15 protein-coding genes and 1 pseudogene are annotated in these 23,915 nt (G+C 49.1%); 3 read left to right on the top strand and 13 right to left on the bottom strand.

What is annotated here, in order from left to right; translation table 11 throughout:
- Positions 1 to 67: 67 nt before the first annotated feature.
- The 5 genes from IEX62_RS02700 to IEX62_RS02680 all read right to left on the bottom strand — a co-directional run bounded on the left by IEX62_RS02700 (position 68) and on the right by IEX62_RS02680 (position 3,867).
- A complete protein-coding gene (locus IEX62_RS02700; RefSeq protein ID WP_188773847.1) occupies positions 68 to 640 on the bottom strand; it encodes a cob(I)yrinic acid a,c-diamide adenosyltransferase in 573 nt (190 codons plus the stop codon).
- A 303-nt stretch (positions 641 to 943) separates the two neighbouring features.
- Positions 944 to 1,507 (bottom strand): hypothetical protein, encoded by a 564-nt coding sequence (locus IEX62_RS02695; protein WP_188773846.1) that lies wholly within the window; start codon positions 1,505 to 1,507, stop codon positions 944 to 946.
- A 243-nt stretch (positions 1,508 to 1,750) separates the two neighbouring features.
- On the bottom strand, positions 1,751 to 2,014 hold the full coding sequence (locus tag IEX62_RS02690; RefSeq protein WP_229685566.1) for an aspartyl-phosphate phosphatase Spo0E family protein: 264 nt from the start codon (positions 2,012 to 2,014) through the stop codon (positions 1,751 to 1,753).
- Positions 2,015 to 2,148: 134 nt separating this feature from the next.
- The gene (locus tag IEX62_RS02685) at positions 2,149 to 3,351 is read right to left on the bottom strand and encodes an aminotransferase class I/II-fold pyridoxal phosphate-dependent enzyme (protein ID WP_188773845.1); all 1,203 of its coding nucleotides are present in this window, start codon (positions 3,349 to 3,351) and stop codon (positions 2,149 to 2,151) included.
- Between the two features lie 15 nt (positions 3,352 to 3,366).
- Positions 3,367 to 3,867, bottom strand: a complete 501-nt coding sequence (locus IEX62_RS02680) for an Lrp/AsnC family transcriptional regulator (RefSeq protein WP_188773844.1) — start codon at positions 3,865 to 3,867, stop codon at positions 3,367 to 3,369.
- Positions 3,868 to 4,094: 227 nt separating this feature from the next.
- On the opposite strand from IEX62_RS02680, the gene IEX62_RS02675 reads away from it, so the two are divergent.
- Positions 4,095 to 5,354: an NAD(P)/FAD-dependent oxidoreductase gene (locus IEX62_RS02675; protein ID WP_188773843.1), complete on the top strand. Its 1,260-nt coding sequence runs from the start codon at positions 4,095 to 4,097 to the stop codon at positions 5,352 to 5,354.
- 533 nt (positions 5,355 to 5,887) lie between these two features.
- On the opposite strand, the gene IEX62_RS02670 is transcribed toward IEX62_RS02675, so the two are convergent.
- The 3 genes from IEX62_RS02670 to IEX62_RS02660 all read right to left on the bottom strand — a co-directional run bounded on the left by IEX62_RS02670 (position 5,888) and on the right by IEX62_RS02660 (position 9,461).
- Positions 5,888 to 6,502 (bottom strand): hypothetical protein, encoded by a 615-nt coding sequence (locus tag IEX62_RS02670; protein WP_188773842.1) that lies wholly within the window; start codon positions 6,500 to 6,502, stop codon positions 5,888 to 5,890.
- 61 nt (positions 6,503 to 6,563) lie between these two features.
- A complete protein-coding gene (locus tag IEX62_RS02665; protein ID WP_229685565.1) occupies positions 6,564 to 6,983 on the bottom strand; it encodes a DUF350 domain-containing protein in 420 nt (139 codons plus the stop codon).
- 108 nt (positions 6,984 to 7,091) lie between these two features.
- A complete protein-coding gene (locus IEX62_RS02660) occupies positions 7,092 to 9,461 on the bottom strand; it encodes an endonuclease MutS2 (protein ID WP_188773841.1) in 2,370 nt (789 codons plus the stop codon).
- Between the two features lie 505 nt (positions 9,462 to 9,966).
- Here IEX62_RS02660 and IEX62_RS02655 point away from each other — a divergent pair.
- The gene (locus IEX62_RS02655; RefSeq protein ID WP_229685564.1) at positions 9,967 to 10,389 is read left to right on the top strand and encodes a cupredoxin domain-containing protein; all 423 of its coding nucleotides are present in this window, start codon (positions 9,967 to 9,969) and stop codon (positions 10,387 to 10,389) included.
- A gap of 388 nt (positions 10,390 to 10,777) precedes the next feature.
- On the opposite strand, the pseudogene IEX62_RS02650 reads toward IEX62_RS02655, so the two are convergent.
- Positions 10,778 to 11,071 (bottom strand): annotated as a pseudogene (locus tag IEX62_RS02650) (ArsR/SmtB family transcription factor); the annotation flags it as partial.
- Between the two features lie 247 nt (positions 11,072 to 11,318).
- Here IEX62_RS02650 and IEX62_RS02645 point away from each other — a divergent pair.
- Positions 11,319 to 12,719, top strand: a complete 1,401-nt coding sequence (locus IEX62_RS02645; RefSeq protein ID WP_188773839.1) for an MFS transporter — start codon at positions 11,319 to 11,321, stop codon at positions 12,717 to 12,719.
- Between the two features lie 423 nt (positions 12,720 to 13,142).
- Here the strand turns inward: IEX62_RS02645 and zapA are convergent, their stop codons facing one another.
- The 4 genes from zapA to IEX62_RS02625 all read right to left on the bottom strand — a co-directional run bounded on the left by zapA (position 13,143) and on the right by IEX62_RS02625 (position 23,805).
- Positions 13,143 to 16,913: a cell division protein ZapA gene (zapA, locus tag IEX62_RS02640; protein WP_188773838.1), complete on the bottom strand. Its 3,771-nt coding sequence runs from the start codon at positions 16,911 to 16,913 to the stop codon at positions 13,143 to 13,145.
- Positions 16,914 to 17,508: 595 nt separating this feature from the next.
- The gene (gene pheT, locus IEX62_RS02635) at positions 17,509 to 19,950 is read right to left on the bottom strand and encodes a phenylalanine--tRNA ligase subunit beta (protein WP_188773837.1); all 2,442 of its coding nucleotides are present in this window, start codon (positions 19,948 to 19,950) and stop codon (positions 17,509 to 17,511) included.
- A 69-nt stretch (positions 19,951 to 20,019) separates the two neighbouring features.
- The gene (gene pheS, locus IEX62_RS02630; RefSeq protein ID WP_308422624.1) at positions 20,020 to 21,051 is read right to left on the bottom strand and encodes a phenylalanine--tRNA ligase subunit alpha; all 1,032 of its coding nucleotides are present in this window, start codon (positions 21,049 to 21,051) and stop codon (positions 20,020 to 20,022) included.
- A gap of 648 nt (positions 21,052 to 21,699) precedes the next feature.
- Positions 21,700 to 23,805, bottom strand: coding sequence for an ABC-F family ATP-binding cassette domain-containing protein (locus tag IEX62_RS02625; RefSeq protein ID WP_188773836.1), 2,106 nt, complete (start codon positions 23,803 to 23,805; stop codon positions 21,700 to 21,702).
- Positions 23,806 to 23,915 lie beyond the last annotated feature (110 nt).

Below are 23,915 nucleotides of genomic sequence, written 5' to 3'. Positions count from 1 at the left end.
TACTGTATATTCCTCTCCTTCAACGCTGCTTCGGATAGAGTCTGTACCCCATCGGTCAGCGTCTACCTCACTCTTCATTACGTCGAAATACACGCGCACTCCGCACATATTCCACATCCGCTACACCTGCCCGTACATTCGCTGTACGTGCCACCACAAAGAAATAATCCGATAAGCGGTTCAAATATTGTCGTACAGCTGGATTCATCTCCTGCTCCGCTGCCAGTGTAACCACACGTCGTTCAGCACGACGGCACACGGTACGACATACATGCAGCGTGGCGGCAAGCGCACTGCCTCCTGGTAAAATAAACCGTTCCAGCGCAGGATTCTCACTCTCATAGCGGTCGATCCACTGCTCTAATCGCTCCGACAGGGAGGCATCTACTTTGTAGCGATCCACCGACAATTGAACAAAAGCAAGATCCGATCCGCAATCGAACAGCTCCTGCTGAATCTGAATCAGATCCTCACGCAGATCCGACAGCTGATCCTCCAGCGCCATTGCAGCTGCCTGACCGACAAAGCTATTCAGCTCATCGATGGTACCATACGCTTCAACCTGTATATCATCTTTACGTACACGTCCCCCGATCACCGAGGTCTGTCCTTCATCTCCTGTACGTGTATAAATATTCATTCCTGCTTTCCTCCTCACATTATATTTTCCACTCATACCATTATTATTTGATCCCTATATTTGATTCATTTTCGCTCGATCATCCATAGCATGTTATTTCTAATCTGTATAGCCGTACTCCATCCTATTGTTCTAACTTCCCAGCCAGCTACCGATGCCCTGCCCGAACAATAAAAGACAAGCCGCAACGTGAGTATCTACTATTCGCGCTGTGGCTCGTCTCGTTCTTATTCACTTATCGCTACATTGCGGTACAGCTAAGCTATACTTCCTCATCGCCTGCATCGCTATATATCACGAAGCTTAATCCGTCAGCGCCTTTAATACTTTGACCGCCTTATCATGGTTCGCGAAAATGGGAATCGTCGCATACAAATCATCTGCCTTGTACCCGATCGCTTTGAACGACGACATCTGACTTACTGGAATCGCAAACAGATGCTCCGTCTGCTTGGCAGGATCGGTATCATCCACATTCGCTGCTCCTTTAGTAACGCCATCTTTATACTTGGTCGCATCAAAGTCCTTATCCAGTACCATATGACCACCATTGACAGCATAACCCTTCATATCTGCTTCCGGCAAAATCACAATATCATCGGTACGATCCACATATTCAAGCACAAGCTTTTCCGGGGAATACACCGGCGTTGTGCTAACGGTTACAGTCATATTATTACCCAGCTTTTGCTGCAAATTTTTCCCGATCTGATCTGCAAATTCCTGTGGGAATCCATCCTTGCCCATAATGAAAATCTGAACATGATTCGGATCGGCAGCACTCTCCGTGCTCCCTCCACAGCCTGCCAGTATCGCAATCATACTGATTGCAAGCGCGCATACGATTCCTTTTACCCATGCCTTCACCGGTGTTCCCCCTTCGACTTAACTATGTCTCATCATACCATATCCATTGCAGGCAAAAAAAGAAGACCCTATGTATAGGATCTTCATCGACTAAAACGTGTTCTGCACCGGATGGCGGGCAACAGTCACCCGTTGAAACGGTTAGCGTGCTCGTGCCTCTTTGTCAAGGCTATGTATCGGATTACTCCTCGTATTGCTGATCTGATATCGATTCCATGTCTGTATCTGGATTGAAATTCGAAGCTAGTTCTCCTGTTTGCTATTGTAGCGCATATGCATGTACTCATTAATTCGAATATCAAGCAGCATACTAATCTCAAGCACATCTTCCACAGTAAACGATTGTTTTTCGATAAACATTTGCTCCATACGTGTACGAAGCATATGAATCTCATTTTCCAGAGAAATTAATTGCGTCGCGTGATCTGGTTGCTGTGGCCAGGGTACTTTATTCTCTGACAGCATAAGTCCTCGGTAGATCGGCACCGAATATTCAGCACAATACAAGTAATTCCCTCCTTATAAACAAAAAATTCCTGCTTCCGAAGACCTATTATAGCACAGGTCTAACGAAATGGAAGCAGAAATTTGATGCAGAGGTTAAATTAACATTTTTTTATTTACAGTGGCATTAATGGAAATTATTTTATTTTATGCAAAAATGATCCTATACGCTCTAATGCTTCACTTAGCTGGGCGACCGATGTTGCATACGAGCAGCGAATAAAGCCTTCGCCACCAAGCCCGAACACGCTACCCGGCACTGCCGCGACGCGTCCTTCCACCAGCAGCTGCTGAGCAAATTCTTCCGATGTTAAGCCGGTAGAGCTAATACTTGGGAAGGCGTAAAATGCTCCCTGCGGCTCATGACATTCCAGACCAATGCTGCGGAATCCATCTACGATCAGACGGCGACGGCGGTTATACGACTCCACCATCTTGTCCTTCTCCTCCAGACCATTCGTCAGTGCTTCCAGTGCAGCAACCTGACCCATCACCGGTGCACACATGACCGTGTACTGGTGAATTTTGAGCATAGCAGAGATCAGATCAGGGTGTCCGCATGCATAACCCATCCGCCAGCCTGTCATGGCAAAGGCTTTGGAAAAGCCGCTCACGAGAATAGTACGATCCTTCATACCCGGAATCGAGGCAAAGCTAACGTGCTTGGTGCCATACGTCAGCTCGGCATAAATTTCATCGGAAATGACAATCAGATCGTGCTTTTCTACCACTTTAGCAATCGGCAACCAATCCTCATAGGTCATGATCGCGCCTGTCGGATTGCTTGGATAACAGAGAATGAGAATTTTCGAGCGTGGTGTAATGCTCTTTTCCAGTGCTTCAGCAGTTAGCTTGAAGTTATTTTCAGCAAAGGTCTCGATTCCGACCGGCACACCACCGCCAATCGCCGTAATTGGCGAATACGAGATATAGCATGGCTCAGGGATTAGAATCTCATCGCCTGGCGCAATCAATGCACGCAGTGCCAGGTCGATCGCTTCACTACCACCTACGGTAACGAGAACCTCGTCCTTCGGATCATACGATGTTTTGAATTCATTTTCCAGATAAGCGGCAATCGCTTCGCGCAGCTCCGGCATACCTGAATTAGAAGTGTAGCGGGTGTAGCCACGTTCGAGTGAGTATACACACGCTTCGCGTACATGCCACGGCGTAATAAAGTCTGGCTCGCCCACGCCCAGTGTAATAATATCCTTGCTGGCGCTCACCAGATCGAAAAATTTGCGGATACCGGAAGGCTGGATGCCACGAACGAGTGGTGATAGATACGACTCCATCGATTTTGGCTCTCCGGTCGTCTGATCTTGGTTGACAATCATAGCATTCATCTTCCTTTACGGGGAAATAATCAGGCGGCGGTCATCTTCATGGTCTTCAAAAATAATTCCGTCCTGTTTGTACTTTTTAAGAATAAAGTGCGTTTTGGTTGATAATACCGATTCAATCGGAGACAGCCGTTCGGAAACGAAGCTCGCCACTTCCTTCAGGTTGTGCCCTTCTACCTCCACCAGCAGATCATAGGCGCCGGACATCAAGTAGACCGATTTCACCTGTGGATACAAATAGATGCGCTCTGCAATACCTTCAAAGCCACGTCCGCGCTCCGGTGTAATCTGTACCTCAATCAGTGCTGTTACGGTCTCATCATCAACCTTGCTCCAGTTGACTACGGTTGCATATTTGACGATCACATTGTCGTCTTCCAGTTCCTGAATCGCCTGTTTGACCTCGGCTTCCTCAATACCCAGCAAAGTGGATATGAGCTGTGGGGTGCGTCTGGCGTCTTCCTTGAGCAGATCGAGAATCTGCAGCTTTAGCTCGCTAAGTTCCTTCATAACGATATAGCCTCCAAGTGCAAAAGATTAATAATAAATATTACACGAATCGTACATTCCTGCCAAGTCCTGACGCTTGCTTTTCCATGTTTGCAAGCGAGTAGAGAACCCGGAATCGACGTCATTTTATCCGTTGTGACTTATGTACTGCTTCATTATACACCTGATTCGGTTACTTATTGCTAACAATATGTTTTTGTACCCAACTTCCAAAGGAGCGAATACACATGAACTTACACACCAGAGATACAATGTGGGGCCATACGATGCCTCGAACACCAGCGTACGAGCAGTTGACGGAAAATCTGGAGTGTGATGTGCTCGTGATCGGAGGGGGCATGGGCGGCGCATTATGTGCAAGAGAATTTGCTAAGCGTGGATTACGCACAGTCGTTGCCGAAAAGCGTAAGATCGGACAGGGTAGCTCGATTGCGAACACGGGGCTGCTCCAATATACGAATGACAAGACATTGACGGCATGCATCAATACATTTGGCGAGGAAAACGGTGTGCTGTTCTATCGCCTGTGCCGGGATGCGATGGAATATCTGCTCCATACCGCTCCACAGCTGCCGATTCCAGTGCAGATGATTCCACGTAGCAGTCTGTATTTTGCCAGTGAAGCGGATGATGTGCCTGCCCTGCAAGAGGAATATGAGAACCTGAAAAAACACGGCTTTGCAGCGGACTACTGGGATGAAGCACGCATTGCGAAGCATTTTTCCTTTAGCCGAGCAGGTGGCATTTATACGCATGGAGATGCAGAGGTGAATCCATATCGCCTGGTGCATGGCTTGATGATGAATGCACGACGCTATGGTGCTCGTGTATTCGAGAATGCGGCTGTAACAGGACAAACCTTTACAGATGATGGCATTATTCATTATGTGGGCGAGCATAAAATCAAAGCGAAAAAGGTCGTCTTCTCTACTGGCTATGAGACACAGGAGATTAAAAAGGATCGTGGCGCCTTCCTGATGAATACGTATGCGATTGCGACGACACCTGTAAGCAACTGGGACGGCTGGTATAACCGCAGTATGCTATGGGAGACGGCGCGTCCGTACCTGTATATCCGTACAACGGCTGATAATCGTATTATCGCGGGTGGTCTGGATGAGCCACTGACCAATATCGAAAATATGGAAGTACGCAAAATCAATCAAGCCCAGCGTCTGCTTGAGGCGGTAGAGGAATTATTCCCACGCCTGGGCTCGTTGACGATCGAATCCGCATGGGCAGCACCATTCGGCTCCAGTCGGGACGGTTTGCCGTATATGGGTAGTCATCCAGAGTATCCAGATTGCTATTTTGTTGAAGGATATGGTGGCAATGGTACAGTTTACAGTGCGATTGCTGCGATGCTGCTGGCAGACGAATTAACTGGAGTAAAACGGCCTGAATTGGAGCTGTTCAGTTTGACACGGACGGCTAAGCCTTCTCCAGCGCATTCGCCGCAGATTGTGATTCCGGACATTACGGCTTGATGTGATGAGGATTTAGGAATATTGAAGTTCATTTAGTCAACATACATTTAGTCGATATAATGGTTCCTGACTTTGGCAAAGAATAAGGAAATGGGTTCAGGTGGAGACGCGGGAATTTTTTGGATAAGGGTGAGGATGAAGATTCTCACCCTTTCTAAAATGTATGTTTTCATAAGAAATTGATATTCATTCGATCGCAATTCAAGCTCAAATTATGATCAGGCTACTCTATTTATTTTCAAATAATATTAGGTTGCATCGCTTATCAACCCTCTACTACCAACGGTTAACCTGAGCCTGACAATTAGGCAACGCACAAAAAAGCCAGACACTCCACATAGGATGGATGTTAAAACTACATTTCCGATCATTGATTGACGGCGATGTAGCTTTTACACCCATGTGGAGCAGTCGGGCTTTTATTTGTTGTACAGCAATTGTAGTCATTCAGACAGAGTACATCTTTTACTAAAGCTGCTCTCTCTGCTGCACGATATTTTTAGGTTTGTCTTGTAGCCTTATACGAATGCTTCTTATTGTTCCTTTGAAGCGGACAACGCATCGATCATATGCAAGCGTGATGCTTCATCCAGACTCTGGTGGACGTGGAAGCAGCTTGGGCATACGTAGACGTTGACCGTATACGGTGCTGGCAGGAAGGCTGTGCCTGCTGATGTTTGAGCTGAGGTGAAGCCGCTCTCTCCCATTTGCTGAGTACCCGATAGCAGCATGTATTCCTGGCAATGTGGGCATTGCGGAATTTCTTCCTGACCGTCCAGTAGCTCTTCAACCTGTTCTTCGTATTCGACCATGTTGAAGCTCTCATCGCCGTAGCTTTCGACGGTTTTCAGTGAGCTGAGATTAGGCTGTTGGAATAGCTCCGCTTCGTCCAGCAATGTGGCTGCACGGCTTGCCAGACCACTACTTTTTTCGCTAGCCGCTGGTTGTTGTACACGCTCTGTTGGGTCTGCCGCAATATGACTTGCAGCAGCATAGGCGTTCTCTTGCTCCTCTTCGTCCTCCAGCTCGATATTGAGTGTGCGATAGCCGCTCAGCTCATTACCGCAATGAGGGCAAAACTCCTCAGGACCTAGCTCAGGGTCCCATACAATTTCACTATGACACCACGGACATACTGTTGTATCCATTGTTCCGTTCCTTTCGTGTTGCAAATTTGTTGCGGGATAATGTGTAGTTATCCTGTATGGGCTACAAAATCGAAGCACCGATCACATAGGATAACGACACAGATATAATCATCGAAATCAAGCCGATCGCCCGATTATCCGAGGCAATCTCTTTATCAATATTAAAGACCGGGGTCAGAAATTCAAATAGAAGATAGGCAACCATCAGCAGTAAAAAGCCGATCATCGACCAGCCCAGACTTCCGTATACTGAGCTGTGTGCTTCAATCGAGAATCGCATCACATTACAGATTCCGAAAATCTTACCGCCTGTCGCCATCGCAACAGCGACATTCCCACGCTTGATTTCGTCCCAGCATTTATACTTCGTTACCAGCTCAAAAAGCCATAAAAATACGATTAATTGCAGCACAGCCACGGAAAAATAACCGACCATCATTCCGACCGGATGCGCCAGCAACGGATCTACGTAGTCCTTCACGCCACTTTCTAACTCCTTCCGGTAGTGAAATCATTACAGATCATCCTAGTCTCTACGCATGAGCGCCGTAATGGTTTCAAACGGATTTGGAATGGTCGGTAGCCGCGCTTATTTCAGCTCGGCTACCGTCACTCCTGTTCCGCCTTCATTATAATTACCGGTTCGGAAGCTTTTCACATGCTTGTGACGGCGCAAGAAATCCTGAATTCCCGTACGCAGCACACCGGTTCCTTTACCATGAATAATATACACCTGTCCCAGATTCGCCAGAAACGCTTCATCCAGAAAACGATCCACATCCAGCAATGCTTCTTCCACGTTCGCACCACGCAGATCCAGCTCGGAATGCGTATTTTCCTCGCGTGAACGTGTAACGGTCGTAACCTGCTTACGCTGTGGCTGTGCCTTAGGCTTAGCGGATTCGATTAGCTCCAGATCGCTTAGAGACACCTTCATCTTCATAATGCCCATCTGCACGAGTGCTTCCTTGGAGCCAGACAGCTCGACCACATGACCACGCTGCTTGAAGCTGTGCACCATAACCTCATCGCCAGGTCCGATCGGCTTGGCTTTTTTCGCAGCTGCCGCAGGTGCCTTTTTCTTCTGGCGCTGAGCAGGGGCTGCTTCATCCAATTGACGACGTGCCGCAATCAGACGATGCTCCTTCACCGAAGCGCCTTCCTCCTGCGCCATTTTCCGCAAGGAGCTAATCACCTCGTCTGCTTCGGTGCGTGCTTTTTCCAGAATAGCACGCGCCTCATCCTCGGCTTTTTCCAGACGCTTATCGCGCTGCTCTTCCAGACGGTTCAAGTCGCGCTCATACTTCGCACGTAGCTCTTCCAGCTCCTTACGCAGACGCTCAGCTTCCTCACGTTCTGCCTCAGCACCCAGACGATTACTTTCCAGTGAAGCAATCATATGCTCGATCCGCTGATCTTCCTCGCTCACTTCACCGCGTGCATGATCCAGAATGTTCGATGGCAAGCCCAGACGCTCTGCAATGGCAAATGCATTACTGCGTCCTGGTACACCGATCAACAGACGATACGTTGGACTCAGCGTGTTCACATCAAACTCCATGCTCGCATTGATGACACCCTTACGATCATACGCATAGGCTTTCAGCTCGCTATAGTGTGTCGTTGCAATCATGCGACAGCCCTGACTATGAATATGCTCCAAAATCGCAATCGCCAGCGCTGAGCCTTCTGCCGGGTCTGTCCCTGCACCCAGCTCGTCAAATAGCACCAGGCTTTTCGGTGTCATTTTGCCCAGAATCGAGATGATGTTCGTCATATGACTGGAAAATGTACTCAGGTTCTGCTCGATACTTTGTTCGTCCCCGATATCGGCATAAATGGCATCAAATACGCACATCTGACTGCCATCCTCAGCCGGAACGAACAAGCCAGACATCGCCATCAGACTGAGCAATCCGACCGTTTTCAAGGAAACGGTTTTACCACCTGTGTTCGGTCCGGTGATGATAATGCTTGTGTACGAATTGCCCAGCTCCAGATCAGTCGGTACCACATGGTCTGCCGCGATCAAGGGGTGACGGGCTTTTTTTAGCTTCAGGAAGCCGCGGTCGTTCATCATCGGCTTGCTTGCTTTCATCGCATGTGCCAGACGTGCCTTCGCAAATACAAAATCAAGCTGTGCCAGCGTCTCGACATCGTAGCCGATCAACTCGGCTTGCTCGGCTACCTGTGCGGTCAGCTTTTGCAGAATGACTTCGATCTCGCGTTCCTCACGCAGCTTCGTTTCGCGCAGCTTATTGTTCATCGCTACGATGGATTCTGGTTCGATAAACAGCGTTGCGCCTGAACCAGACTGGTCATGTACAATCCCGCCAAAGTACGAGCGATATTCTGCCTTGACCGGAATGACAAAGCGATCTCCGCGAATCGTCACCAGTTGATCCTGTAGCATTTTGGCTACCGTCTGTGAACGAATCATACCGTCCAGCTTCTCGCGAATACGCGATTCGCCGGAACGTAGCTCACGGCGAATCGTCGCCAGCTCGCTGCTTGCGGAATCCATCACATGTGCAGATTCGTCGATACAAGCACAAATCGACTTTTCCAGTGGACGCTGATCAGATAACAGCTCAATCAGATCCGCCAGCAATGGAACGGGCTCATCCTCATGTACGCTTTCTACATGACGTGCGGCACGACGACCACCCATAATTGTATTGGCAATGCCCAGCAGTTCGCTCGGGCTGAGCGTACCACCAATGCGTGCCCGGCTTACTGCCGGACGAATATCTACAATACCACCAAAGGGCGGCGTACCTTTGAGACGATCGACAGTCGCCGCCTCATCGGTGAATTGCAGCATTTTTTTGACATATTCCAGATCGGTATCTGGCGTTAATGAAAGTGCTGCCTGCTTTCCGATTGCGGTTGCCGCATAACCAGCCAGCATATCCAGAATATGCCCATACTGCATCGTATGGAATATTTTATCGTTCAACGTTATGACACTCCTCTATACCGGAACTGCAATCGATCGCATCTTCCGGTTCAATGGTTCAATATAATCGTAGGTCGTATCGTTCGATCATCATTTTTATGGCACGACATAGGGATGTATATTCGTTTTCTACATTAGTTATCTAACTCGACTTGCTAGGATGATCAGTACCCTAGCCGTCATGATAAATAATGTAGCCATTCTCCATATGCATAATATGGGTTACGCTTCCCCGCTCAGTTTTGCATAAGATGTAGATGGCTTACAGAATACGATCTATACTCCAATCAGCACATTCAAATGAATGATCCCAGCTATACAGCTGTCCCCATACGACGATCTCCGGTCAACTGCTGCCCTATCGCAATGCATAATGGCACCGGAATTCCATTCTATTATACACCGTGACCGAATTTTCACAAAAGGTTTGAATGACAGGAGGTGACAGTATACGATATGATGAAAGGGATTGCAATCGACACGACTACCAACAGGGAGGCATATAATGATGAAAAAATATCTTCTTATCGGTATGACTACTGCTATGCTGGTGCTGACAACAGCCTGCGGCGGACAGGGTGGAGGCAATACGAACTCCAGCCAGCAGAGCGGTGTAACAGATACAGGTGTAGCGACTTCGGAAAATGGTGCTGCCAGCGGCGAACAGCTCGTTGTCAAGGCGACGAACTATGCGTTTGACCAGAAGGAATACCATGTGAAAAAGGGACAGCCGGTCACGATCGTATTTCAAAATGAAGAAGGCAATCACGGCCTTGCTATTCCAGCGCTGAATGTGAAGCTGGATTCCAGTAACTCCACAATGACCGTTACTCCAGAGCAAGCCGGTCAATTCGATATGGCATGCTCGATCATGTGTGGCTCCGGTCATAGCACGATGGTGGCGAAGCTGATCGTAGACGAAGCGTAAGCGATCACCTAGAGAATTCCATTACTTGAAGAATCCGTATGGGATTCGTGCATTTCTATATGCAGAAATGGATATCCGACTGCTATACGTACAGCTATAGTAAGCTGATATGATGTAGCAACGGATAGAAGCTATGCAGGAATAGGCTACATGCACGCCTATATAATAGAAAATAGTATGACAAAACACGCAGTCGCTTAGAGGACTGCGTGTTTTGTCATTTATATAGCTCTACCTATTAGACGGTAATCTGAATTTGACGTTCAAGTCACTTATCGTCAGCATCAACAACTTCATGCTTTGCAGCTATAGATACGTGTTTGGCATCTGTAGATATGTCAGTCTCCAGCGTATCTACTGCGAGCACCGATATAGCACTGGCATCATACGCGCCGAGTACAGCATCCAGCACCCCGGGGAAACGTTCATTCAGATCCTCTACACGTACTGTGAGTAAACGCTGTGTACCCTGACTGCGTGTGAATACCACTCCGCTCTCACGAAGCGTGCGCAAATGATGGGATAACGTTGACTTCGCCACCGGAACTTGAAACGCATTACATGGGCTCTCACCTTCGCTAAGAATTTGAGAAATAATATGAAGGCGAATCGGATCACTGAGCGCATACAGCACCGAGGTCAATTCGATCTCATGACGATCTGGATGATATAACACTTTCATAAACAGGTCTCCTTTATGGTGGAAGCGATTCATCTACCATTAACGCCACTATTTAAGCGTTAACAAAGCATGATCACTCCATACCCGATGTAGAGCACAGTCGTTATAACAATATATACATTGATCTTATGATCATTGCTTAACAATCCTTTACAAATCTCTAATTGAATTTTAAATCATTGCATGCTATATTTCAATTGTTCGATGATATTCGAACTATACTATTATACATGCAGGAGGAAATGGAATGTCAACTACCGCATCAACATATGTTGCTGCTTCCGATACGAACGAGGTGAACTCGAATCCATTGCAAAAGGAAGGGCTTCTCACTGTACTGCTCGGCCTGGCGGTTGTAATTGCCATTATGAACACGTCAATGTTCAATCTGGCATTACCCAAAATCACGGCTTATTTTCAACTGACCGAATCGGTCTCGTCGTTGATCGTAACGGGCTACTCGATCATGTTTGCGATTTCTTCTATTACATATAGCCGATTATCTGACTTTGTACCTCTGCGTCGTCTGCTGGTGATCGGACTGGCGATTCTTGGACTGGCTGCGATTGGTGGGCTATTCAGCACGAGCTTCCCAATGCTACTGACGATGCGAGTGCTACAAGCGATCGGTGCAGGAGCAGTCATCTCGCTGGCGATGGTGTTGTTCACTCGCTATATCCCGCTGGAACGGCGTGGTAAGGCGATGGCATTCATCATGTCTGCCGTCTCGCTCGGACTCGGACTTGGCCCTGTTGCAGGTGGCGCGATTGTCGATTATATGGGCTGGCGCTTTTTGTTCCTGATTACGGCGATCAGCTTACTGCTGGTGCCACTGTTTTATTTATTTTTACCAAAGGAAATGCCTAAGCGCGGTGTATTCGATACGGCTGGCGCATTATTCGTCGCCGCAGGTACGAGTGGGATTCTACTATTCCTGACGAATCATTCCTGGCTAGCGCTTGGTATCGGATTGATCGGGCTGGCATTGTTCATCGTACGTATTCGTTTGGCGGCAGAGCCATTTGTACAGCCTGCCCTGCTGGCAAATTCGGCCTATGTTACGTTATCGCTAGTTGGTATTTTGTCGTATCTGTGCAGCTTTGCTACGCTGTTTCTTATTCCGCAAATTCTGGTGCATCGGTTCGACTTTAGTGCGAGTCATGCCGGATTTATTATTTTCCCGGGCTCGCTACTGACGATTGTCGCTTCTCGTAAAATCGGCTCGATCATCGATCAGCATGGAAACTCATCGATTCTGCGTTATGCACCGCTGATGGTATTGCTTGCCATCGTGCTGTTTGCACTGTTTGCAGGCAATTCGTGGTTGTCGATTCTGTTTATCTACCTGCTGAACAGCTTGAGCTTCTCGATGCTATCCAGTAGTGTGTCCAATGAAATCTCGCGTATTTTACCTGCATCTCAGGTAGGTTCTGGAATGGGACTGTTCCAATTGATGCAATTTTTCAGTGGTGCATTTAGTGTAGCGCTCGCTTCCAGTGCGATGGAATGGCAAAAAGGCTTGTCGCTATCCGCTGCCTACTCCAATATTTTCTGGGGACTGGTGATTATGGCGTTGCTCGCATTCATTTCCTCTTATGTATATCTGCGTACGATGCGGATGTTGAATGCTCGTAAGCAGCTGGGGTGATTGGAGCGTATACGTAAGCGTTAGAGCTTGAAGGATTAGCATGAACTTAGCTATATCGAATAATATTAACTGTAAAAAAAAGCACCGACAGTTGTGCGAACTGCCCTCCTTAAAATGGACATTAGAAACCCTTCGGGTACACTAATGAGCATTTGGCGGTGCAGTTCAGTAGACTGTCGGTGCTTTTTTATTGTAATAGATCGTCATTCATGTTTCCGCTACGAGATTGAATATTTACAACCACTATTATGAAAAAGACACTAGTATGGAAAAGAATGGAGACGCTTCAGCATAGAATGGATATCCGCTCTCGGTTGAAAAGACGATTTCTATAACTTCAATGGCTGAAATGATTTCTATAAATTCGATAGCAATATTGAATTTGTACCGAATTACTCACACTTTAATAAGGTGCTCTGAGCCCTAATTCTGATCCTGCTCGATAAGCTCCATCCATTCATTATGCTCGACTTGCAGCTGCTCGTGCTGTACACGAAGCTGCTCTAGCTCGCGCTGAATGCGTTCCTTCTCGGCGATCTGTGCATCGCGCTCAATGTTCACAATCCGCAATTGATGCGTCAGCATCTCGTACTGGTTTAACATCTCCTGCGACTCCTCGCTACGTCCCTGCTCAGCAGCATGGAGCTGCTCGTATTGCTCGCGCCATTGACGCTCACTCGATTCCAGCTGATGTAGCTGTTCATCCTGTTCGTGCTGCGCTTGCTCCAGCTCCTGCAATCGGGCTTGTCCCTGCTCCAGTTCGGCTTGTAAGCTAGAAAGCTGTTGCTCAAGACGTCCAATCTCTTCCATATATCCCTGTTCATTTTGCAGCGTATGGTGGTGCTGCGTCTGTAGCTGTTCATATCGCTCGTTCCAGCTATCGATATCCTGCATCGCCTCATCAAGTAGCTGCCCCTGTTCACGCTGCTGGGATTCCAGCGCCGATAGCTGCTGCTGACGTGTAGCTAGCTCACTGCGAAGCTGCTCTGCCTCATTCTGTGCCTGTGCCGCTTCTTGCTCCTGCTGCCTTGCAAGATCACGCCATTCCTGTAGGTCATTTTGCAGGGATGCCTGATCATGTCGAAGCGAATTCAGCTGTTGCTCCAGCTCACCCGTATGCTGCTCCAAGCCCTGACGCTGTGCCTGTAGCTCAGTCAGCTGCTCTTGCAGGCGCTGCACGTCCGCTTCACGCTGGCTGGACACTTGCTCCCATGTATCGGCTTCTTCGCGTACACTTGCCGCAGCTACTGTCAATTCCTCTAGCTGCTGTTGCAACTGCTCGATACGTGCAGTCAGATCGTCGCGCTCCGCTGTCATCAATCGCAGCGCTTCCTCCATCTCTCCTTGCTGCTCATCATATAGCTCGTTTAGCTGCTGCATTTCCAGCTGTAATGAAGTGAGTTCTTCCTTATGCTGCTCCGACAATCGTTGCCAGTTGTCCGATTCCTCGCGCACATCCTGTACCTGACGTTGTTGTTGCTGAAGCTGCTCATTCTGAGTGGATACTTGCTGTTCCAGCTCGGTCGTCCGCTGCTGTAGCTCCTGCTCCAGACGAACATAACGCTGATGCAGAGCGGATAGCTGCTCTTGCAGTGATGCTACCTGTTGCTCCTGCTGTCCGGATAGTTGCTCCCAGGTATTAGCTTCGTCTTTGGCCTGTTCAGCTTCAGCCTGCACGGCTACTAATCGCTCGCTGGTTTCGCTTAGCTCTTGCCCCAGCTGTTGACGGTGCTGCTCGATTTCGTTTAGTCGTGCTTCAAGCTCCTGGATCTGTCCCTCATGTTGACCTGACAGCTGCTCCCAGGTGCTGGCTTCTTCCTTCGCTTGTGCTACTTCTGACTGCACAGCGACCAGACGCTCGCCGATTTCACTTAATTGTTGCTCCAGCTGCTGGCGTTGCTGGGCTGTCTCATTCAGGCGCAATTCAAGCTCCTGCACGCGCTGTTCATGCTCACTGGATAGCTGTTCCCAGGTTCCAGCTTCACCTTTAGCATGCTCGGCTTCTGCCTGCACTGCTGCTAGACGCTCACGTGTCTCGTGCAGCTCTTGCTCCAATTGCTGGCGTTGTTGACCCATTTCATTCAAACGCATCTCCAGCTCCTGCATCTGTTGCTCATGCTCGCCCGACAGTTGCTCCCACGTACTAGCTTCTTCCTTCGCCTGTACCGCTTCTGCCTGTACGCCTGCCAGCTGCTCCCGAGTGTCATTCAAATTCTGCTCCAGTTGTTGGCGCTGCTGCTGAATGTCACCGAGCTCATGCTCCAGTCGCTGACGTTGTTGCAGGGCTTCATCTAAGCGCATTTCCAGCTCCTGCATCTGCTGCTCATGCTCATTCGACATCTGTTCCCATGTCGTCACTTCTTCCTTCGCCTGTGCTGCCTCTGCCTGCACTGCGGCAAGACGTTCGCTCGTCTCGTGCAGCTCTTGCTCTAATTGCTGACGCTGTTGCTGTGTTTCGTTCAAGCGTGTCTCCAGCTCGCCGATCTGCTCCGCATGTTGGGCTTGCAGTGTCGTCTGCTCTTCCTGACTATGCTGCTCCAGCTGTGTATGACGAGCTTGCCACGTTTCTAGTTCGCTCCATACTTGAGTATGCTCATTGCGAAGACTTTCCAGTTCATGCTGACGCTCTTCCAATTGTCCGCGAAGCTGCTGTTGCTCTTGTTCCAGCTCGATACGACGCTGCTCGGCGGCTTCAATCTGTGCGCGCAATTGCTGACTTTCCCCTTGCAAACGCTCCAGCTCTTCGCTTCGCTGTGACAGACTTACTTCCAGCTCGCGATACTGTTCTTCCAGACTGCTATATCGATCCTGCCATGAACCAAGCTCCGTCCATACCTGCCCATTTTCCTCACGTAGTGCTTCCATACGTGTCGCTTGTTCAGCCAGCTTTTGCTCGGTCTGATCATGCAGTGTATTCAATTCCTCATATTGTGCACGTAGCTGCTCTAGCTCAGGACGCAGATGTTCATTTTCATCCTGTGCCTGCTGCAATTGTCCACGCACTTCGTCCATTTGCTGTAGTGCATTCGTATGCTGAGCTTGCAGCTGTTCATGCTGCTGTCTGAGCTCGGATAACTGCGGATGCAGCGTTGCATTTTCCTGTAAGGCTAGCTCTAGCTCGCCACTACGCTCATCTAGCTCAGACTGCGTGGTCTCTGCCTGCTGCTGCAATTGTTCATAACGTTGCTCCAGCGCTTCGAGCGTCGACTGACGCTGTTCTTGCTGGGCTTGCAGATCAGCCAGCTGAGCTTGGCGCTGCTCTTGCTGGGCTTCTAGCTCTGCTCGCTGCTGCTGGACTTGCTCCAGCTCGGTACCTTTAGCAGATAGCTCGGCAGACAAACGCTGCTGCTCTTCCTCCTGCTGTCCGGATAGCTCGCGCCATGTGTCCGCTTCTTCCTGTAGCTGCGTTAGTTTCTGCTCCAGCCCTGTTTGTTTTACACGTAGCTCGTCTAGCTGCGCATGGGTAAAATCGTTATCTTCCTCCAGTTCCTGCACCCGTTGCTGTGCCAGATCATGCGCCTGCTGAAGCGTATGGATGCTTTCCTCAAGCTCCTCGCTACGCAGACGATACATTTCCTCATTTTCATTCGACTGCATCAGCTCCATCTGTAGCTCTTCAGTCGCTTGCTTCGTGTTTGTTTCCAGATTCTGATACTGATCATTCAGCGCTTGAATCTGCTTACGCGCTTTTTCCAGCTCATCTTGCAGCTGGCTACCTGTTTCACGGTAATCTGCACTCTGCTGCTCCAGCACTTCATTTTGCTGCTGTGCAGTCGACAGATCAGCCTGCACCTGCTGTAGCTCCTCGGTCGCGACAGATAACTCATCTGTGAGTCGCTGCTTGTTCTGCTGCTCCAGCTCGGCATCATCCTGTAACTTACGAATAACCTCCTGCTGCTTGAGCTGCACCTCATGCAAGCGTTCCAGCTCCTGCTGCAAACGATCCCGTTCATTCACCGCTGCATCCAGCTCAGACCGATCGGTCGTCGCCTGGATCGCTTCCTCCGCCATATGTACTGCCGACAAAATGGCAAGCTTCGTGGTGTCTAGATGATCATGTGCCTGCGCAATCTCGTGCATGTGACCATCCACATACTCGGCTACTCGCTTCATGTAGTCGGCACTGCTGCCAACCAGCTTATATGTTCTACCGTAAATATTCACACTGACTCGAATCCGTTCGGGTGTTGTCACAGCCTTGCCCTCCTTTGCATTCATACTATCTATATGTCATCGAAATGGTTTCTATCCTTTATAAGCACAAAATGTTGACGGAGCATCAGCGTTCCCATCAACATTTGGCATCTTATCGCTGTCTGCCATCCCTTTAACAGAGACGAACAGCGCATCCTATTTCCATTGCACATTGATGTTATCTTTGTGCGCATGTATGTGAGCCTGATTCGCGGAAATGATGTTTATCCTGATGTCTATAATTCCATTGTACAAAATGTCCTTCAGTATATTCTAGTGCTGGATGAACAAAAAAGCCACATCGACGATTAATTCGATGTGGCTTCTGCCATTTCCTGCTTTATCTGCAACTACACAAAGGCAGCTCTTACAGATAAATACAGTTTATAGGAACGATTCAAAAAGTAATGTAGTATCAGGTCGTATACGTAAGCTTTTTTGCTACAGCATATCCTACTTCGAAAAGGAAGGAGGGCAACCGCTTGCTAGGCAATTGCTAACATGCTATGTCGTCCTTTTCCCTATTCTCTTCCATTTCGTACTGCTTATACGTACACGAGATGGTATGATACGCTCTAGCAAAACATTCTATACGTTACTTACGCAGCTCAGCGCCGAATTGCTCGGACAGACGAGCCAGTACACCATCATGCACAGCCGTTACTTCTTCGTCTGTCAGCGTGTGCTCCGGATGGCGATAGACAAGTGCGATTGCTACACTCTTCTTATCTGCACCAAGACGCTCGCCTTTGAATACGTCGAATACATGTACCGACTCCAGCAGCTCACCCGCAGATTCACGAATGGAAGCTGTCAAATCACCAGATGGAATCGCATCGTCAACGACGACAGCGATATCACGCTGAATCGAAGGATAACGTGGCAGCTCATGATACGTAATCTGTCCGTTCACCTGCTCATACAGCGGTGCTAGTTCGATCTCAGCTACATACGTATCCTCCAGATCAACTTCACGCTGAATGTCTGGATGAATTTGTCCGATTGTACCGATGCGCAGCTCCTGCGTGCCCGTATTCAGATAGACCGAAGCCGAACGCCCTGGATGGTAGCCTTCTGGCTGATCGGCTTTGTAAGTTACCTGCGGTTGAATACCCAGATAGCTGAATACGCCTTCCAGTGCACCTTTAATATCGAAGAAATCGACACGCTCAGCGGAAGTATTCCATTGTGCTGGCTGACGACGACCGGTAAGCAGCAAGCCCAGCAGTGGAATTTCATGCGGCTGACGAGTCAGCTTCTCTTCCTCACTGAAAAATGCCATACCGATCTCGAACAAGGCGAGATTTTCCTGCTTACGATTACGGTTGTACGAAGCGATCTCCAGCAGCTGCGATACAAGTCCGGTACGCAACACGCTACGCTCCTCACTCATCGGCATCGCCAGTGCTACATCATGATGTGTACCACGAAGCTGCGGGAAACGCTTGTTTTTATCAGGATGTGTGAACGAGTAGCTGATCACTTCCTGATAACCACCATGTACAAGCAAATGACGAATCGTACGACGTAGACGCTGTGGTGCAGTGAGTGCGCCTGGCGTTGTTGCGCCTTCGATTGGTGTAGTTGGAATATTGTCATAGCCATACAGACGTGCTACTTCTTCGATCAGATCCACATCACGTGTAATATCACCGCGGCGTGTTGGTACACGTACTTCAATCAGATCATGTGCCACATCACCACAAGGGAATTGCAGGCGAGCGAAGATCGTTTTCACTTCCAGCAGCGACAACTCTGTACCGAGGTAGCTGTTCAGCTTGCTCAGCGACAGCTGTAATGTCTGCTCCTGTGGTTCAGTGACGACCTGCTCCACGACACCTTCATGGATCATACCATGCGCGTAACGCACGATCAGCTCAGCCGCACGATTCAGCGCAGGCACTACTGCCGCTGCATCCACTTCTTTTTCAAAACGAAGACTTGCTTCAGAACGCAATCCCAGACGACGGGACGTTTTGCGTACAGTACCGCCATCAAAACGTGCCGATTCCAGCAAAATATTCACCGTGCCCTGCGACACCTCGCTGTCTGCACCACCCATTACACCAGCCAGACCCACCGCTTTGCCACCACTAGCGATTACGAGCATACGCTCATCCAGCTTGCGCTCCTGATCATCCAGCGTCGTCAGTACTTCACCTTCACGACCCATGCGGACTTCGATAGCACCGTTGTTCAGCTTGTCTGCATCATAAGCGTGCAGCGGCTGGCCGTACTCCAGCATGACGAAGTTCGTAATATCGACTACATTGTTGATCGGACGCACACCTGCGGCGATCAGACGGTTTTGCAGCCAGAGCGGAGATGTGCCCACTTTGATCCCGCTAATGTAACGTGCGGAAAAGTGACTGCATGCTTCTGTCGCTTCAATCGTAACCGAGATGTGATTACTTGCTGCATCGCCACCTTCAACCGGCTGCACTTCTGGCAGCTTCACATCACGACCGAGAATCGCGCCTACCTCGTAGGCTGCACCCAGCATGCTCAGGCAGTCTGAACGGTTTGGTGTCAGATCGAAGTCCAGAATTTGATCGTTCAAGCCTAGCAGGTCAACGATCGGCATACCGATCTCGGTTTGCTCAGGCAATACGAGAATGCCTTCCTGCTGTTCCTTTGGCAGCAGCTTATCGTTGATGCCCAGCTCTTTGGCGGAGCAGATCATGCCTTGCGACAGCACACCGCGCAGCTTTGCTTTTTTGATATGCAGATCACCTGGTAGCTTCGCACCTACGAGTGCCACCGGTACTTTTTGTCCGGCATCCACGTTTTTCGCTCCACAAACGATTTGCAGGTCTTCTCCCTGCCCAGCGTCAATGATACATACATTCAGCTTGTCCGCATCTGGATGCTTTTCCTTGCTTTTTACATAACCTACTACAACCGTTGTAATGCCTGCATTGCGAGACTCGACACTATCGATCTCAATCCCTGCGCGTGTAATACGCTCAGCCAGGTCTTCAGCCTGTACGCCTTCCAGAGACACATACTGAGACAGCCAATCCATTGATACTTTCACAGTCCGTCCACTCCTTTTACATCAATCATATGCTTAATCGTTATTGTTCTATGCCATAGCATCCACTACTTAGATGCGGGAAAATTGCTTCAAGAAACGCATGTCATTGCTATAGAAATGACGAATATCATCGATACCGTATTTCAAAATTGCGATACGCTCTACACCCATACCGAACGCAAAGCCGCTGTACACCTCAGGGTCAAAGCCGCCCATTTCCAATACTTTCGGATGCACCATACCACAGCCAAGAATCTCGATCCAGACGCGCTCGCCATTTTTCTTCGTGAACGTTACGTCCACCTCAACACTTGGCTCGGTGAATGGGAAGAAGCTTGGACGCAGACGAATCTCCGTCTGCTCGCCGAACATCTCACGTGCGAATTGCAGCAATGTGCCTTTCAGGTCACTCATGCGAATTCCTTTATCGATGACCAGTCCTTCGATCTGATGGAACTGGAAGGAGTGAGTCGCATCGTCATCATCACGGCGATATACAGCACCCGGGCAAATAACCTTCAGCGGCGCCTGACCTTTGGCCGCTTCCATCGCACGAATCTGAATCGGAGAGGTTTGCGTACGCATCAGCAGATCCTCTGTCAGATAGAACGAATCCTGCATATCACGCGCAGGATGGTTCTGCGGCAGATTCAATGCTTCAAAGTTATAATAGTCGGTCTCTACCTGAGGGCCTTCTGCTACACGGTAGCCCATACCGAGGAAGATATCCTCTAGCTCTTCGATGACTTTGTTCAGCGGATGAATACCGCCCTGTGGCATTGGACGACCTGGCAGGGTTACATCGACCTTCTCCGCTTGCAGACGTGCATTCGTCTCTTCACGTACAAAATGCTCCTGCTTGCGATTGATCACTTCCTCGATCGCTTCGCGTACTTCGTTAGCGACCTGACCTACAACGGGACGCTCCTCAGCACTTAGCTTGCCCATTCCACGTAAAATCTCAGTCAACGCACTTTTTTTACCAGAGTATTTGACACGCAGCTCGTCGAGCTCCTTTGGAGTACCGACTTTTTCCAATACATCCAGTGCTTCTGCTTTTAGCGTCAGCAACTGCTCTTTCATTTGAACCGTTTCGCTCATTATAAAATCCCCTTTCATCGTGCTTGTACAATCCTGCCAGCTTTTTTTACTATTCCAAATGTAAAGAAAACCAACAAAAAAAGGCCTTCTCTCCCGTAAGGGACGAAAAGACCGTGGTACCACCCTTGTTAGAAACAATGCTGCTCTGACTGTCTTCGTATCCGACTCCTCACTCTGTGATCCCATCCTAAAGGGGCACAAAGCTTATCGAATCATCGAAGCAGCGCTATCACCATACAGTGACAGGCAAGTCATAGACAACGCTTGTCTCTCGCTCAAAACGATAATAACGGATCGTTAACCGGCTTGACCTACTGAATTCTCTTCCTGTTCTATGACGCCGTAGCTCTTCTACACAAAGCGACTGATCGACTGGAATCGAATCGTTCAACAAGCTGCTCCGGAGTGAATTTCAACAGCCTTTTCCTTGTAAAATGCTCTCAATCTACGGCATTTTCTCCCTGTAAGGCAGTGCTGTGTACTTATCTCCATCGTTGCAGATATCCATGTGCTTCACTGTGGTCTATTGCGCTCTGTACAAAGACATATCGCAACAGCAGTGAAGATTCAACCTAACTCCATTACATTTTACACGAAATGCAATTCCCTATAAGGTACACCTTATTGTACAAACTTCCCTGCGTGCCGTCAACGATTGTTCCCGAATTTGTATGGCTCTAATTCGCGCCGTAGCTCCCGAATCTCTGCCTGCAATTGCCGTTCACTCTCGGAACGCTCACCCAAAGCTAGACCGGATACTCCGGGCTGCTGCTCAGCTGCTGCCATTAACCTTGCGAGCTGTAGCTCCAACAGCATTCGTCGATCGTCATCCTGCTTGCCACCAGACTGCTCCTGCCGCTGTCGGCGTGCACGGAATTGCTCGTACTCGTCCATATTGCCATCGAATAGCTCATAGCCACCCTGTCCATCCAGCATCAACAGTCGATTCGCCAGTCGCCGTACCAGCATCCGATCATGAGACACCAGCACAATCGTACCGCCAAAATCCTGCAATACCGACTCGATCACCTCCTGAGCGGAGATATCCAGATAGTTCGTCGGCTCATCCAGTACCAGTACATTCGCGCCGCCAAAATAAAGCCGAATCAGCGCCGCCCGACATTTCTCGCCCATACTCAAATGCGCGATCGTCTTGTGCACATCTTCGCGTCGGAATAGGAAGCAGCCTAGAATCGTCTGCGCCTCCGTTCGTGTCATACCCGGCAACAGTAGCAAGCTATCTAATAGCGTCTGCTCCTGCGGCAAGCCTTCCAGCTCCTGTGAGAAATAGCCGACCTTGAGCGCTGGATGACGATAAATATGTCCTTCCACAGGCTCCAGCTTATCCAGCAGCAGACGAAGCAGCGTCGTCTTCCCACTACCATTCGGCCCTATAACTGCAAGACGCTCGGTACGATGAAGCTGCAAGCTTACATCGTTGAGCAGCCAGGGAGTCTGACCTTTAAGATGGGTAGGTTCGATTTTTCCTGTCTGATCGTTATGACTGATAAGTTCCAGCTCATGAGTCTGGTCTGCCTGATCATCCTGACTGGCAGATTCCATATCATGCGTCTGGTTTTTCGGATCGGTAAGCTCTATTTTAGAAGTACACTCTTCCATAGGAATAACAGATACTGTGGCATCATAACCAAAAGATACATGCTCCAGCTCCAGCAATGTATTCCCTCGGAACTCACTCGCTTCTAGCTCAAAATGCAACTTATCCGCCTCACGTGGACGCTCTACACGCTCTGCTTCCAGACGCTCCAGTGCCTTCTGCTTCGCATGATAGCGCGATATATTTTTATTCGCCCTTGCCTTGTAAAAGCTAGCGGTGATCTTCACCTCATTTTGCTTGGAGGCACTTGCATGTGCTTGCTTGAACCATTCGCTATACCGACGAATCGATTCCTGTAATGCTTGCTTTTGCTGCTCCTGTTTTTTGTATAAGGCTTCCTGTGCACGCAGCTCTCGCTGCTTATGCTCGCGATACGCAAGGTATCCCCCCTTATACACCGTTATACCATCAGCAGATAATTCCGCTACCGCCGTTGCCAGGCGATCCACGAATTCACGATCATGCGATACGAAAAGTAAAGCTCCGGTATACTGCTTGAGCCGCTCTTCCAGCCATTCCATCGTTTCTACATCGAGATGGTTGGTCGGTTCATCCAAAATAAGCAGCTGTGTATCTCGCGTCAGTACAGCGGCAAGACGCACTCGCGTCTTCTGCCCACCGCTCAGACTCCTATAGGGACGTGACCATAGCTGCGAATGAATACCTAACCGTGCTAGCTGCTTCTCTACCTCGGTTTCCCAGTGAAAACCGTCCTGCTGCTCATACTGCTCCAGCAGACGACCATATCGCTCCAGCAAGGAAGTCATCTCATCCTCCTGCATCGTAGCAGCCTGCTCACTGTTCAATTGCCGCTCGATTCGATCAAGCTCCTGACGCAGTGACCACAGCTCTCTTTTACCCTGACGGGCTATTTCCAGCACAGTCACATCCGCAGCAACCTCGCCTTCCTCCTGACGCATCCAATCCCAGTATTCCAATGGCAAGAAGCGCTCTACCTCACCTATAGTTGGACGTTCTTCTCCCATCAGGATGCGAATTAGCGTCGTCTTGCCACTACCATTCGGTCCAAGCAGCGCCAATCGCTCACCACTCTCAATCTGTAAATGAACACCTTCGAAAATAGACTTCCCTTTCCAATCCTTTGCCACGTTGCGTATACTCGCTAATGTTGTCATATCTATCGTCCTCCTTCCTGCTACCGCAGGACATATCAAAAAACCGCGCGGCAGCAGCCACGCGGTCGATGAACAGATATTCAGATATGCTCTAGCTTTCACACGATCAC

It is taken from the genome of Paenibacillus hunanensis (assembly GCF_014645615.1).
Classification (GTDB): domain Bacteria; phylum Bacillota; class Bacilli; order Paenibacillales; family Paenibacillaceae; genus Saccharibacillus; species Saccharibacillus hunanensis.
Note: the sequence above shows the minus strand (reverse complement) of the source record. Positions and strands in the feature narration are given on the sequence as shown.

Bases quoted from the DNA above. Each gene is read 5' to 3' on its own strand.
- IEX62_RS02700 (WP_188773847.1), bottom strand. From the start codon at position 640: ATGAATATTTATACACGTACAGGAGATGAAGGACAGACCTCGGTGATC.
- IEX62_RS02685 (WP_188773845.1), bottom strand. From the start codon at position 3,351: ATGATTGTCAACCAAGATCAGACGACCGGAGAGCCAAAATCGATGGAG.
- IEX62_RS02680 (WP_188773844.1), bottom strand. From the start codon at position 3,867: ATGAAGGAACTTAGCGAGCTAAAGCTGCAGATTCTCGATCTGCTCAAG.
- IEX62_RS02675 (WP_188773843.1), top strand. From the start codon at position 4,095: ATGAACTTACACACCAGAGATACAATGTGGGGCCATACGATGCCTCGA.
- IEX62_RS02670 (WP_188773842.1), bottom strand. From the start codon at position 6,502: ATGGATACAACAGTATGTCCGTGGTGTCATAGTGAAATTGTATGGGAC.
- IEX62_RS02655 (WP_229685564.1), top strand. From the start codon at position 9,967: ATGATGAAAAAATATCTTCTTATCGGTATGACTACTGCTATGCTGGTG.
- IEX62_RS02645 (WP_188773839.1), top strand. From the start codon at position 11,319: ATGTCAACTACCGCATCAACATATGTTGCTGCTTCCGATACGAACGAG.
- pheS (WP_308422624.1), bottom strand. From the start codon at position 21,051: ATGAGCGAAACGGTTCAAATGAAAGAGCAGTTGCTGACGCTAAAAGCA.
- IEX62_RS02625 (WP_188773836.1), bottom strand. From the start codon at position 23,805: ATGACAACATTAGCGAGTATACGCAACGTGGCAAAGGATTGGAAAGGG.